This window comes from Streptomyces bungoensis (assembly GCF_001514215.1).
GTDB classification, from domain to species: Bacteria; Actinomycetota; Actinomycetes; order Streptomycetales; family Streptomycetaceae; genus Streptomyces; species Streptomyces bungoensis.
Window position 1 is genome coordinate 45,862 of sequence record NZ_KQ948880.1, and the last position, 13,879, is coordinate 59,740.

At 77.0% G+C, this 13,879-nt stretch carries 8 protein-coding genes; 4 read left to right on the top strand and 4 right to left on the bottom strand.

The window, feature by feature from the left end; genetic code table 11:
• Positions 1 to 81 precede the first annotated feature (81 nt).
• Both AQJ66_RS34985 and AQJ66_RS34990 read right to left on the bottom strand, forming a co-directional pair.
• On the bottom strand, positions 82 to 693 hold the full coding sequence (locus AQJ66_RS34985) for a class F sortase (RefSeq protein WP_061930450.1): 612 nt from the start codon (positions 691 to 693) through the stop codon (positions 82 to 84).
• Positions 690 to 1,067, bottom strand: a complete 378-nt coding sequence (locus tag AQJ66_RS34990) for a hypothetical protein (RefSeq protein ID WP_061930453.1) — start codon at positions 1,065 to 1,067, stop codon at positions 690 to 692. The genes AQJ66_RS34985 and AQJ66_RS34990 overlap by 4 nt, the downstream gene beginning before the upstream one ends.
• A 238-nt stretch (positions 1,068 to 1,305) precedes the next feature.
• On the opposite strand from AQJ66_RS34990, the gene AQJ66_RS39180 reads away from it, so the two are divergent.
• A complete protein-coding gene (locus tag AQJ66_RS39180; protein WP_244163019.1) occupies positions 1,306 to 6,432 on the top strand; it encodes a hypothetical protein in 5,127 nt (1,708 codons plus the stop codon).
• 71 nt (positions 6,433 to 6,503) lie between these two features.
• Here AQJ66_RS39180 and AQJ66_RS35000 read toward each other — a convergent pair whose 3' ends face one another.
• Positions 6,504 to 9,302: a helix-turn-helix transcriptional regulator gene (locus AQJ66_RS35000; RefSeq protein ID WP_061930456.1), complete on the bottom strand. Its 2,799-nt coding sequence runs from the start codon at positions 9,300 to 9,302 to the stop codon at positions 6,504 to 6,506.
• Positions 9,303 to 9,547: 245 nt separating this feature from the next.
• On the opposite strand from AQJ66_RS35000, the gene AQJ66_RS35005 reads away from it, so the two are divergent.
• From AQJ66_RS35005 to AQJ66_RS35015, 3 genes are all read left to right on the top strand, one after another.
• Positions 9,548 to 10,213, top strand: coding sequence for a helix-turn-helix transcriptional regulator (locus tag AQJ66_RS35005; RefSeq protein ID WP_061930459.1), 666 nt, complete (start codon positions 9,548 to 9,550; stop codon positions 10,211 to 10,213).
• A gap of 154 nt (positions 10,214 to 10,367) precedes the next feature.
• Positions 10,368 to 11,051, top strand: a complete 684-nt coding sequence (locus AQJ66_RS35010) for a Pvc16 family protein (RefSeq protein ID WP_061930462.1) — start codon at positions 10,368 to 10,370, stop codon at positions 11,049 to 11,051.
• A complete protein-coding gene (locus AQJ66_RS35015; protein ID WP_061930465.1) occupies positions 11,048 to 13,069 on the top strand; it encodes an ATP-binding protein in 2,022 nt (673 codons plus the stop codon). The genes AQJ66_RS35010 and AQJ66_RS35015 overlap by 4 nt, the downstream gene beginning before the upstream one ends.
• 17 nt (positions 13,070 to 13,086) lie before the next feature.
• On the opposite strand, the gene AQJ66_RS35020 is transcribed toward AQJ66_RS35015, so the two are convergent.
• The coding region (locus AQJ66_RS35020) for a ricin-type beta-trefoil lectin domain protein (protein WP_167359210.1) at positions 13,087 to 13,879 on the bottom strand (793 nt) is incomplete at its 5' end.

The following is a 13,879-nucleotide window of genomic DNA, read 5'->3' on the forward strand; positions in this document are numbered from 1 at the left end:
GGGGTTCGGGTGACTCGCCGGGGAAGACCCCGGGCCGGCGGCGGGGGTTCCGCCGGCCCGGGGCCGGGTGGACCGGCCGGGTCAGGACGTGCGGCCGCTCAGCGCGGCGAACACGATCACGTTGTCGGGGTATCCGCCGCCGGTACGGGGTCCGCCGCAGGTGATGAGCCGCAACTCCGGCCGGTCCACGTCCCCGTAGACGGCCTCGGTGGGGAAGTGGGCCTTGGCGACGGTCCGTACGGTGGTGACGGTGAAGCCGGCCGAGGCCCCGTTCTCCAGGCGCACCGCGATCCCGTCGCCCCGGCGCAGCCGGTCGAGGTGGCGGAAGACGCCGTCCCCGTAGGCGCCGACGGTGACGTGACCGAGGATCACCGACGGGCCCACCTGACCGGGCGTCGGCGAGTGCCGGTACCAGCCCGCCCGGTCGTGGTCCGTGACCGGGGGCACCTGCACGCTGCCGTCGGCGGCCAGCCCCAGCCGCAGCACCGGGGTGTCGACCCCGATGGCCGGTATCGCGAGCCGCACCGGGACCGAACGCGCCAGTGCGCGCACGGCGCCGGCAGGGGCCCGGCCGGGCGTGGGCGGGCCCGCGGAGGGGGCGGCGGACGCGGCCGGGTGGGGCCGGGGTCCGCAGCCCGCGAGCAGCGAGGCGGTCGCCGCGGTGACGAAGGCGCGCCTGGAGAGGGAGGTCATGCCCCGGTCGCCCGGCGGCGGCGTACGACGAGGAACGCCGCACCGCCCACGGCGAGGGCACCGGCGGCACTTCCGCCGATCAGTCCGCCGTCCGGCCCGGATGCCCGCGACGCGGGGACCACGCCGGTGTCGGGCGCCCCGGACGGCACGACGGCGACCTGGCCGCGCCTCCGGCCCGGCGCGGTGCTCGGCACGGGGCTCGCCGCCCTGGTCGGCGCCGCGGACGGAGCCTGGCTCGGCCGGGTCGAGGGCACGGTGGTGGACGTCGGCACGGGCGACGGGCTCGCGGTCCGGCCGCCGGCGAACGCGGGCACCGTGGCCGCCAGCACGGCGGCGCACGCGAGTGCCGTGGCACTGAGGACAGTTGAACGCATGGGTGGCTCTCTCTCGTCGGCGGGCCCGCCCGTCGGGGCGGGCCGTGTCAGGGATCGAGCGGAGAGACGAGGCAGGGGCAGGGCACGTTGTAAAGGGATGGCAAAGTCGCCGCCGGTCCGGGGCGCCGGGGAACGCCCGGTGAACGCAGGCCGAGGTGACGGTGTGGCGGGAGCGGCGAGTTGGTTCAGTCTTGGACGACCGCCCGTCCGTGATCGCGCCGGTGGCTACTTTTGGGCCGTGCGGACACAGCAGCAGTCGGGGGACGGCCGGACGGAGGGCTCCCCGCGGGCGCCCCTGGCGGCCCGCACCCCCGGTCCCCCGTCGCAGCCCCTGCTCGCCTTCCAGCAGTCCGCGGGCAACGCGGCCACCGCACGGGCGCTCCGGCACCGGCAGGACGGGATGTCCCGGCCCCTGCCCGGGCGGCGCCCCGCAGCCCCGCCGCCCGGCATCCCCGAGACCGAGCGGGGGTTCACGCTGCCGCCGTACCTGAGGGACCTGACGGCGTCCGGGCTGTCCACGGTGTACGGGCTGACCGGGCACGAGTTCGTCCGCACCACCGTCGCCGCGGCCGTCGGGCACGGTGACGGCGCGGTCGCCGAGATCGCCGGTGAACTGGCCGGGCGGCCGGAGAGCTTCTTCGGGCGGGGCCGGGCCTTCGCGGTGCGGGGGACGAACGGCAAGGAGTGGTTCGACGTCACCGTCACCGTCTCCCCCGCGCCCGACGACCGGCCGCCGGTCTTCCACCCGGGCGGTGTCCTGGGCGAGGTCGGCCCCGACCCGGACGGCGCGCCCCTGGCGCGGCTGGACGACGCCGAGGGCAAGGAGACCAAGGTCGACGTCCAGCACAACACCGCGGCCACCGTGAGCACCACGGCCGGCGCGTCGTCGAACAGGGGCGCGGGCGGCATGGCCTTCGGGCTCGCGCCGGTCGTGCCGGGCCTGTGGCTGGGCGGCGCGGCCACGGGCACCGTGCAGCCCTGGCAGTCCTCGCGGGAGTCGCGCAGCCAGAAGAACGTGGCCGAGCCGCGCGTGCTGCGCAGCGACAAGGGGTCGGTCGAGGTGCCGCGCCGGGTGCGGTACGGGGTGCGGATCAGGAAGCACGGCGCGCGGGACGAGCAGACCGCCCAGGGCGCGGGCACGCTCACCCAGCGGGTGCCGACCGAGCATCTGGTGCCCGCCGGCACCGGGGCGCCGCGCGCCCCGCGGCCCGTCGGCGAGGACAGCGCCCGGCTCGTCTCACTGGCCGACTCCCTGGCCCCGGTGGCCGTGGCAGACAGCGCGGCTCCGCACCAGGGCGGCGGCGGGCTCTTCGACGCGGTCGCCTCCGTCCTGCACCCCTCGCTGACCGCGCCCGGCGCGCCCGGCCGGGCGCGGCTGTACGAGGCGACGTCCACGGCGACCGTCCTGGAGGACCTGCCCCGGCTGCTGCGGGACGGTGTGACGGGTGAGGACCTGCCGTCCAAGGACGGCCGCACGGTGGGCAGTTACCGCATGCACGCCGCGATCACGGGCCTCTCCCCCGCCTGGGGCACCGGCGGGACCCAGTTGCGCACCCACCAGCAGACCCAGCACTCGGTGGCCGAGTCCGCGGGCAAGGGGCGTGCGGTGGCGGCCGGGCTGGGGCCGGCGATCGGCGTCGGCGCGGCCGGGAACGCGGCGGTCGTACGGGCCACCGCCATGCCGGTCGCGGCCGCCCGCAGCGCACGGTTCACCGTGGCCGAGCAGACGGTGTCGAGCCGGCAGGGCGCGGAGGTCCGGGGCGACAAGGTGCTCTACCTCGGGATCGTCGCCCTCACCGTGGAGGGCACGGGCCCCCGTTCGGCCGGGATGGTCCTCGACCCGCGGACCCGGGTCGCGCGGCACACGATGAACGTGTGGATCAGTCTGCGCGCCGACGAGGCGCACTCGCTCGGGCTGCCGCTGCCGCCGGGGGTGACGGCGGGCGAGTTCATCGACAAGCCCCGGCGGAAGGCGCGGGCCGCGGACGGCACGGAGACCGAGGAGGACGCCGAGCGCCATCTGCCCTTCGGCGCCATGGGTTCCAGTGTCGCCCTGAGCCGGGTGGACACCGGGCCCCTGCGCAAGGCGGTCCAGGAACTGTTCGCGACGGACCCCCGGCTGGCCGGATACCTGCCCGCGTTCGGCGCCACCCCTCCCGCGGCCCTGCCCGGCAGGGAGGAGGCGGAGGTGCAGCGGCGCAACCACCGGGAGCTGACGGCCGCCCTGTCGGAGACCAACCTGCGGGTGAACAAGGACCAGTTGCTGTCCACCGGCATCCGGGTCCGGCTGCGCCGCAAGAGCACCCTGCACGCGCACGACGTGCAGATCCGGGTCAAGGGCGCACTGCGCGAGACCGGCTACCTCGGCGACATCGGGGACTGGCTGGTGCGCAGCCACTCGGGCGTCACGAGCAATACCCAGAGCGGGCGCGGCAGTTCCCGGTCCATCGGCGGTCTCGTCCTCGCGCAGGCCCGGCTGGTGCCCGGCTTCCTGACCGGCTCGGCCCGCTACGAGCGGCAGCGTGCGGGCACCCGCCGCAACCAGGCCGGCCCGACCACCCGTACCGACGTCCTCACCAACGGGTCCGAGCAGGCCAGTGCCTTCGGAGCCGCGCTGCGCCTCGACGTGGACGTCACCATGACCTCGCGGCAGCGCAAGCTCGCCCGCGCCCTCACCCCCGGCAGTCCCGGTCAGGACGCGCCCGAGCCGGCGACCCTGGCGGGCCTGCACCTGGACGAGCAGGACGTACGGCTGCTCACCCCGGCGGAGTTCACGCTGGACGAGGAGGGCAGGCAGCGGCGGGACGCGGTGCGAGACCGGCGCCGGGCGCAGGCACCCGCACCGGACCACGACTTCGCCGCCGCGGGGATCGGCGACCTGGCCGCGCTCACGCCCCGGCCGGCCGTCGGGCGCGCGCTGCGCGACTGGCAGCTGGTGGAGACGGTCGGCGACGGGCAGCCCATCCGGGACCTGGCGTTCGAGCTGCTGGCCCGGGCCGCGGCCCGCACCAAGGACGGCCGCGAGGACCCGGCGCTGGCGACGGAGGGGCTGGCCCCGCGGCTGGCGGTCGAGGAACGCTTCAGCCCGCAGGCGATCACGGCGTCCCTGCGGCAGGCGGCCTCTTCGGGCTGGGTGGTGAAGAACCTGCGTCATCCGCGCCGCCTGGCCGCGCTGAACGGGGCGGTCGGCACCCGGCTCGCCCTGACGAACCCGAGGTTCCTGCACCGGGGCGCGGGCCCCGGCACGGAGACCTTCGTGCTCGGTGGCCACCAGTCCGCCGGACAGCAGGGGCAGAGCACCACCAGCACCGTGCAGGTCGGGGCGACGGGCTCGGAGAACGGCCCCCAGTGGCGCACCGGCCAGGGCCTCGCGGGCTACCGCACCACGGGTGAGGGCGCCGCCGAGGCGTCCGCCGTGTCCGGCACCGTCGAGCGCAACGCCCACACCCCGAAGAAGGCCCCGCTCTACCTCGTCCAGTGCGACCTGCTGGTCAACATGGTCGCGGAGGTGAAGGTCACCGGCGGCGGCCCCTGCGTGACGAAGGCCGCCCGGACCCTGCCGGGCGCGGCGGCGGTCTGGCTGACCGAGGCGCAGCTGCCGGCGCCGATCCGCCGGCAGCTCGGGCTCGACGCGGAGCCGGTCGCGGCGCCGTCCGCCGCGCGGGGCGGCAGCGGGGCGGAGAGTTCCCGGGCCGGCGCCGGGCGGGGCACCGGCCGGGAACGGGACCGTGCCACGGACCCGGGCGGGTCCTCCTCGTCCGCGCCGGTCCGCTCCGGGCCGTCCCTCGCGCGGGAACTCCCCCTCGGCTTCGGCATGATCGAGGACCTGCCGAACTTCGTGCCGCTGCTGGAGCGGCTGCGGGCCCGCCTCGCCCGCAGCGGGCGGCAGGGCCTCGCCGACGACCTGCTGCCCCGGCGGCAGCTCGAGGACCGCAACGACAACGTGCAGCGCCTGCTGCGCGTCCTGGACCGGGACGGTTCGGCCGGGCTGCTGTCGGGCGCCATGGACGGCGGGGTCACCGTGGAGCTGTTCGACGGCCGGCGGACGCCGTACTGGGCGGTGTTCCGGGTCGACCGCGTGGGCGACGCCGGCTTCCAGGGTGCGGCGGGCGACGGCCGGGACATGGAGTACATCACCTCGGCCGTCGCCCAGCGGGCCGGCTCCCGCGACGCGGGCTCGGTGACCGGCGTCGAGGGTCTGCTCGCCGGGTCGGGCAAACCGGACGAGGGGGTGGGTCAGTTGAAGAGCACGGGTGCCGCGGCGGGCCTGGGCATGGCCTCCGCCGGCTCCCGGCGCGACGGCTCCGTGAGCCGGGGCCAGCTCGGCATGAAGACGGTCGCCGAGGCGAAGACCGCGAAGGCGGCCCGGATGACCGTGCCGATCCGGGCGAGCCTCGAACTGTACCGGGGCGGCACCCGGGTCGAGCTGTCCCGGCTGGACGGTCTGACGCTGACCCACCGCGTCCTGGAGAAGGACCTGGAGGCCCTCGGCCGGGTGGCCGCGCCCCGGCGCGGCGCCTCGGCCGCCGGTCACGCCTCCGGGGCCGGGGCCGGCCCGGCGGCCGATCTCGGCACCTGGCGCGCGGGCGGGGTGCGGCTGCCGATGGAGGCCCAGGTCAACGGCTTCCGGGGGGCGCCCCGCGTACGGGAGTCGGTCGCCTCGGCGGTCCGCGCCGCGGGCGGCGGCGACCGCTTCCGGGACCGGGGGCAGGCCGCCGCGTACGCCCTGCACGAGGCGGTCTCCACGGAGTGGCTGATCGCGGCGCTGCCGCTGCTGACCACCGCCGGTGCCGAGCTGCCGCCGGTGCACGCCACCGGCGTCGAGGGGCAGGACCTGCGGGCCTCGCTGCACGCGCGGCTGCGCGAGGGGCGGGTGCTGGGCCGGGGCGACAAGATGACCTTCGAGACGGTGGGCCAGAGCCACCTGGACGCGCCGCGCCCCACCCAGACGGACGGCCAGAGCTCCGCCGACCACGGCAGGCAGGGCCGGGGGCTGTTCGGCGCCGGCCTGCTGAACGCCGACGAGTTCCGGCTCAACCAGCTGATGGGCGGCACCGGCGGCTCGGGCGGGGCGGCCGACGCTGCGGTGAACTCCTCCGGTTCCATGCCGCTGCACAAGCCCAAGATGACGTCGGTGCTGGTCCAGTTCACGCTGGACTTCAGGGTGGTGGCCGAGGTGAGCGGCCGGGTGCGGTCCGGCCGCGCGTCGAGCGCCGTCCGGGAGGTCACCCTGCCCACGCCGGTGGTGGTCCGCATGCCGGAACCGATGGTCCGCCGCATGCTGACGGCGCGGGCCGCGCTCCAGGACCCCGACGACCACCTGGGCCTGCGCCGGACGGCGGCACCGCCCGCCCCCACCGCTTAGCGCCCCTCGTTCGGATCACGCCGGCTCGCGGGCCCCCGGCCCCTGATCCGGCCTGATCCGGACGAAAGACCCTAGTCGCCGCCCAGTGCCTCCCGCAGCTGCACCCGGCGCCGTATCCCGAGCTTCTTGTAGACGTGGGTGAGGTGGGTCTCCACCGTGCGGCGGGCGAGGTGCAGCAGGGCGGCGATCTCCGTGTTCGTGCGGCCGTCGGCGGCCAGCTGGGCGATGCGGCGCTCGCTGCCGGTGAGGGCGCCGGAGCCGGTGCGGGCGGCGTCCGCGCGGCGGGCACCGCCCTCGCGCAGGGCCTCCTCGGCGAGCGCGCGCAGCCGCGGGGCGCCGAGGCGCTCGGCGCGTCCGGCCGCTTCGCGCAGGGCTTCCCGGGCCCGCGTGCGGTCCCCTGCGGCGGTGAGCTGCCGGCCCCGGGCGACGAGCGCGGCGACCAGCTCCGGCTCCGTGCCCGCGCCGGCGTCCCGCAGCAGCGTCACGGCCTCCTCGGCCAGCTCCAGGCCGCGCCGGCCGCCGGTGACCGTGCCCAGCACCCGCAGGGCGCGGCCCACCGTGCGGGGCGTGCCCCAGATCCGGGCCAGCCGCAGCTCCTCCTCGGCCAGCGCGAGCGCCTCCCGGGGGCCGCCGAGGGCGAGGCGGCACTCGGCGGCGGCCGAGCGCCACGGGGTGACGACCGGGCTGACCACCTCGCGGGCCGACTGGCGGCGGCCGCACTCCAGGAAGTCGTGCAGCGCCCCCGCGGTGTCACCCGCGGCGGCCCGCTGCACGCCCCGCGCGTACAGGAACCGGTTGAGCTGCCAGGAGTCGGGCGCCGCCCGCAGGTCGAAACCGTCCGCGAGTCGCCGGGCCTCTTCGGTCCGGCCCAGTTCGACGAGCGCGATCAGGGTGTGGGCGTGCGCGTTGGCGGGCCCGGCGTCCGCGGTCACGGGCGGCTCCGCGGGCAGCCGCCCGTACTCGCCGCGGGCCGCCGCGACGTCGGCCCGTACGTCGAGCAGCGCCTCGTGCATCGGGTGCAGCAGGTCGGGGCGCTGACCGGCCAGCCCGCGCTCCACGAGCCGGTCGGCCTCGTCGAGTTCGTCGGCCCACTGGGCGACCGCGGCGGCCGTGCCCAGCAGGAACGGCTCGGTCAGCGGGTCGGCGGGCTCGGCGAGCAGGGCCCGCATCTGCCGCATCGCGTCGTCCGCCGAGGTGAGCCCGGCGGTGACCGCGTACCGGACGAGCAGGGCCCGGGCGGCCGGCCCGATCAGCTCGGGGCGGCGGGCCGCGGTGTCGCACAGCCACCGGTACACGTCGTGGCGGACCGCCTGGTCCTGCTCGGACAGCAGTGCGCAGGCGCTGCGCAGCAGGCCGGTCAGATCGGGGCGGTCGGCGAGGTCGCCGGCCACCGCGCGCAGTATCCCGACGGCGGCGCGGGCCTCGCCGCGCCCGGCCAGCGCGGTGCCGAGGGCCAGGGCCGCCCGGACCCGGTCCTGCGGGGCGCCGGGCAGGCGCAGGGCCTCGGTGAGCCGGGAGATGCCGGACGCGGTCCCCGGGCCGGCGCACTCCAGGGAGCCCAGCTCGGTCAGCAGCCGCTGCCGGTGCGCGTCGGGCAACGGCTCGTCGAGGGCCCGGCGCAGGAAGGCGGCGGCGGTGTCGGCGCGGCCGTCGCGCAGGGCGAGGCCGGCCGCGTCCTGGAGCACGCCCGGCACCCAGGGGTCGCCGACCGGCCCGGACACCAGCAGGTGCCGGGCGACCGTCCCGGTGGGGGCGCCGCGGTGCAGCATCGCCTCCGCGGCCTGCCGGTGCGCGGCGCGCCGCCGGGCCGCGGGCACGCCGGTGAGCACCGCGTCCCGCAGCAGGGGGTGGGCGTAGCGGGGGCGGCCGTCCGGGTCGGGGCGCAGGACGCCCAGACCGGTCATCGCGGTGAGCCAGCCCGTCACCCGCGCCGGGTCGGCGCCCGCCAGGTGGGCGAGCAGCCCGCCCAGCCCCCCGGCGGTGCAGCCGGGGTCGTCGCCCGCCGTGCCGTCGAGGGCCTCGTCCAGGGCGGCGAGCGCCCGGGCCACCTCCGCCGTGCCGGGCCCGGCACTGTCCAGCCACCAGGAGACGGCCGCCGGGTAGGCGCCCGGGTACAGCGCGGCGGCCGTCTCGGGCACGGCCGGGTGCCGGTCCGGGTCGCCGAGGTCGTCGAGGAGGGCGCGCAGCAGCATCGGGCTGCCGGCGCCGGCCCGCACGCAGCCGTCGACCCAGGCCGCGCCGGCCGCCGGGAAGCGGGCGCGCACCAGCTCGGCCGCCGAGCCCGCGGTGAGCGGGGCGAGGGTGTGGGTGCGGACGACGGCGGGCGAGAGGGTGTGGGTGAAGCCTGGGGCGGGCGGGTCGACGTCGTACTGGCTGCGTTCGGTGACCGCCAGCAGGACGGGCAGCCGTAATCGGTCCACGTGCCGGGCGGACTCCACCAGCCAGCGGTGGGAGGGCGCGTCGGCGAGGTGGACGTCGTCCACGGCGACCAGCAGCGGGGACTCCTCGGCGTGCTCGCGCAGGATCCGCCACAGCAGCGCCCCCTGTTCCCGCTCCCCGCCGGTCTCCTCCGGCTCCCCGAACGGCTCCCCGAACGGTTCCCCGAACCCCTTCACCGGGCCGAGCAGTTGGAGTACGGCGGCGAAGGGGACGGCGCTGTCGCCGGGTGCGCAGCGGGCGCGCAGCACCCGCATGCCGCGGCCGGCGGCGGCTTCGGCGGCGGCCTCCAGGACGGTGGTCCGGCCGGTGCCGGTGGCCCCGCGCAGCAGCACCAGGCCGCCCGCGCCGGCGCGGGCGCGCTCGGCCGCGTCCGCGAGCAGCGCGGCGGCCTCGCGGTGCTCGCGCGGCTGCTCACCGTGCGGTGCGGACATCCCTGCCTCCTTGCTCGGACGAGCCGGCGTCGTGGACGCGGCGCTGGTCGTGGACGTCCGTGACGTCCCGCATGTTCTTCCTGTGGTGGTCGTCGTGGACCTCGTGGTCCTCGGGGGTCCGATCTCGTGGTGCCGCTCGTGGTGCTCCACGATTGCGCGGGTCCCTCCCGTCCCAGGAGTGTGGGGAGCGCAGGTCTGCCACCGACCTCTCACAGGTGGCCTGCACGTGGACATGGGGGAAACGCTTGCTCAGCTCATCGCGGACCACACACCCCGGTGCGGCCGACACCGCCGAGCGGATTCCGGTGGCGGTGCACGCCCCGGACCCGATCCTGCGCGAAGGCGTGGTGAGCCAGTTGCGCCGGTACCCGGAGATCGGCCTCAGAGAGGACTCGGGCCCGGGCACGGTGGCGCTGCTCGTCGACGACGTGCTCGACGAGGCCGGGCTGACCCGGCTGCGCCGGCTGGTGCGCAGCGAGGGGGCGCGGGCGGTGCTCGTGGTGCGGTCCCTGCGGGAGGCCGAGCTGCTCGACGTGATCGAGTGCGGGGTGGGCGCCATCGTGTGGCGCCACGAGGCCACCGCGACCCGTCTGGTGCAGGCCGTCCTGGCGGCGGCCCGCGGCGACGGCGACCTGCCCGCCGACCTCCTCGGCCGGCTCATCACCCAGGTGGGCACGCTGCACCGCAGCGCGGCCGGCCGGGCGGGCGGCGCACCCGCCTCGGGACTGACACCGCGTGAGGTTGACGTGCTGCGGCTGGTCGCCGAGGGGTTCGACACCGGAGAGATCGCCAGCAAGCTGTCCTACTCCGAACGGACCGTCAAGAACGTCATGCACGGGCTGACCACCCGGCTGCACCTGCGCAACCGGGCGCACGCCGTGGCGCATGCCCTCCGGGAAGGCTACATCTGATCGAACGGGCAAGCGGCACCGGCCCCTTGGGCATGTCGCTCTGCCCCGGGGCCGTCCCCGGCGTGCCTGCGGGGACGGCCGGGGGGCAGGGCAGGATCGGTCGGGGCGGCAGGCGTACGGGCGAGGCCGGGCACGGCAGGGCAGGAGCACGACGGTGATCCACGAGGTGGACGAGGTCCTCAAGACCCTGCTCGGCGGTGGCGCGCTGGCCGGTTCCGGTATCGACGTGGCCTTCGACGCCCCGACCCGCGACTGGGCCGCCCGCCGCAACGCGCCCACGATCAACGCCTACCTGTACGACATCCGGGAGGACGTGAACCGGCGCCAGCGCGGTCACGTCCCGGTGCTCGACGCGCGGGACGTGGTCGTCAAACGCCGCCAGCCGCCGCGCTGGTTCCGGCTGTCGTACCTGGTGACGGCGTGGACCAAGCAGCCGCAGGACGAGCACCGGCTGCTGTCCGCCGTGCTGGCCAACCTGATCCCGCGCGAGCTGCTGCCGCCGGCGGAACTGCCGGGCGCGCTGGGCGCGCTGGGCCTGACGGTGCCGCTGTCGGTGGCCGGCATCCAGACGGAGTCGCGTTCCCTGGCGGAGATCTGGTCGGCGCTCGGCGGCGAACTCAAGCCGTCCCTCGACCTGGTGGTCACCGCGCCCTTCCCGGCCTACCCGGAGTACGACGCCGGCCCGCCGGTCACCGAGGGCGCGGCGGTCCGGGTGCGCACCCTGGACGGCGTCCCGGAGGAGGCGGAGGAACGCGCGCACCGGCCCCGGCAGGTGGCAGCGGCCCGGGACGCCCGGAAGGCGGCCGGGCGGCGCGGCGGGACGGGCCGGGCGACGTGACCACGTGGACCCCGCCGTACGACGCGACGGCACCGGCGGCCGACCCGGCCGCCCCGCTCCTCGCCCGCCTCGCCGTCCTGCGCGACCGGGTCGCCCTGCTGGTCGAGCACCGCTCCGCCGACGATCCCACGGCCGGCGACCCGCTGCGCGGCCTGTACCTGTCGGAGGAGGCGGTACGGCACCTGCTGCGTCCGGCGGAGCCCGCGCCACCGGGTCCGCCCGGTCCCGCCGAACCGCCGGACGACCGCCTGGCGGCCCTGTCCGCCCGCCTCGGCCTGACCGAACTCGACGCCGCCCTGCTCCTCATCGCCGTCGCCCCCGACCTGGACCGGTCCTTCGAGCCGCTGTACGGCTACCTCAACGACGACGTCAGCAGGCGGCGGGCCACCGTGGCCCTCGCCCTCGACCTGTGCGGGATCGCCGCCCACTCGGCGGGCGCCCGGGCCCGGCTGCACCCCACGGCCCCGCTGCCCGCGCTCGGTCTGCTCGCGGTGGAGGAGCCCGAACGACCCTTCCTCAGCCGGTCGTTGCGTGTGCCCGACCGGCTCGTGGCCCACCTGCTGGGAGACGACACCCCCGACGCCGCGCTCACCGGCCACCTCCATCCGCTGCCGCCGCCCCCGGAGCCGGACGGCGAGGAGCCCGGCGGGGACGGCGACTTCACGCGCTTCGCGCACCGGCTGGCCGCCCGGCTCGCCGGGCCCCCGCTCACCGCCTACCTGCGCGAGGGCCGGGAGGGCGACGGGCTAGCCTGTGCCGCCGCCGCCCTGGACACGGCGGGCCTGGCCGGCGTGCGCTTCTCGGGCCCCGAGGACCGGGTGCCCGAGCTGCTGCGGGAGGCGCGGCTGGGCGGGCACGCCGTCGTGGTCTCCGGGCTGCCCGAGCAGCCCGCCGCCCTGCTCCGGCAGCTCCGGGCGGCCCCCGACGTCACCGTGCTGATCACCGGGCCGCGCCCGTACGACCCCCAGTGGTCCGAGCAGGACCCGCTCGTCCTGGAGGTGCCCGGGCGCCGCGCGGGGGTGGTGGGCGCCTGGTCGGCCGTCCTCGGCGCGCGGCCCGGCTTCGACCTGGCGGCCACCGTCGCCCCGTACCACCTTCCCGACGACCGCGCCGCCCGGGCCGCCCACGCCGCCCGGGCGCTGGCCGGCTTCGACGGCACCCCGCTCTCCCCCGCCCACCTGCGTGTCGCCGCCCGCCAGCAGTCCGCCTCCGGACTGGAACAGCACGCCCGCCGGATCCGGCCCGCCGTCGACTGGACCGACCTGGTGCTGCCCGACCGCCCGCTGACCCAGCTGCGGGAGCTCGCCCTGCGCGCCCGGCACCGCGACCGGGTCCTGGGCGACTGGCGGCTCAGCGCGGGCGGCGGCCGGGGCCGGGGCGTGCTGGGCCTGTTCGCGGGCGAGTCCGGCACCGGCAAGACCCTCTCGGCGGAGGTGGTCGCGGCCGAGCTGGGCCTCGACCTCTACGTGGTCCAGCTGTCGTCCGTGGTCGACAAGTACGTCGGCGAGACCGAGAAGAACCTCGAGCGCATCTTCACCGAGGCCGACCGGACGGACGCCGTGCTCCTCTTCGACGAGGCCGACGCCGTCTTCGGCAAGCGGTCCGAGGTGAAGGACTCCCACGACCGGTACGCCAACATGGAGAGCGCCTACCTGCTCCAGCGGCTGGAGTCCTTCGACGGCATCGCCCTGCTCACCACCAACCTGCGCGCCAACATCGACGAGGCGTTCACCCGGCGCCTGGACCTGGTGGTCGACTTCCCCTTCCCCGACGCAGGCCAGCGCCTCGCCCTGTGGCGGCACAGCCTGTCCCACGTGCCGTGCGCCGACGGCGTCGACGCCGGGCCGGTGGCCGCCGACTTCGAGCTGGCCGGCGGCTCCATCCGCAGCGCGGTGGTCACCGCCGCGTACCTCGCCGCCGGCCGCGGCGACCTCGTCACCTCGGCGGACCTCCTGGAGGGCGCCCGCCGCGAGTACCGCAAGGCGGGCCGGCTGCTGCCGGGCGAGGGCGCCTGGTAGCTCCGGCGCCAGGGGCCCTAGTCCTGCAGCCGCCACTTCTGGTTGGGCGTGCCGGCGCAGGTCCACAGCTGCAGTTTCGTCCCGTTGCCGGTGCCGTTGTCGACCGCGTCCACGCACTTGTCGGCCTGCGGGTTCACCAGGTCGCCTCGGGTGCTCAGCACGAACTGCTGGGCCGGGTTGCCGCTGCACCGGGCCAGCTGGATCGCCGCCCCGTCGTCCTTGGAGCCCCAGGCCACGTCCATGCACAGGCCGAGGGAACGCACGGTGCCGTCGCCGCGGAAGTCCCACTTCTGGTTGGCGCTGCCCGCGCAGTCCCACAGCTGCAGCCGGGTGCCGTCCTTGCCCTTGCCGCCCTGCGCGTCGGTGACGTCGACGCACCGGTTCGACGCCTGCCCGATGATCAGCTGCCCGACGGCGGCGGCCGCGGTCTGCTCGGGGACGGCCTTCGCCCCGCCCGGCTTCTGGCCGCCGCCGCCCGAGCCGGAGGAGTCCGAGCCGCCACCCGGCTGCTTCGAGCCCCCCGACCCGCTCGGCCGCTCGCTCCGCTCCCCACCACCAGGTATCGGAACGGACGCCTCCGGTGCCGCCGGAGTCAGCAGGGGGCTCGGCGAACGGGTGGGTGCAAGGGTACTGCCGGCTTCGACGACCTTCTCGGTGGCGCCGGTGCTCACGTTGGGCTTGTAGGCGAGCCACAGCATCACGAAGGTGATCGCCAGCGCCGTGATCACACCGAAGAAGGTGGCGAGCCAGCGGGGAAGGAACCCGCGCTGGACGTACGTCCCCTCCACGGGCAGCGGCTCGACGCCCGAG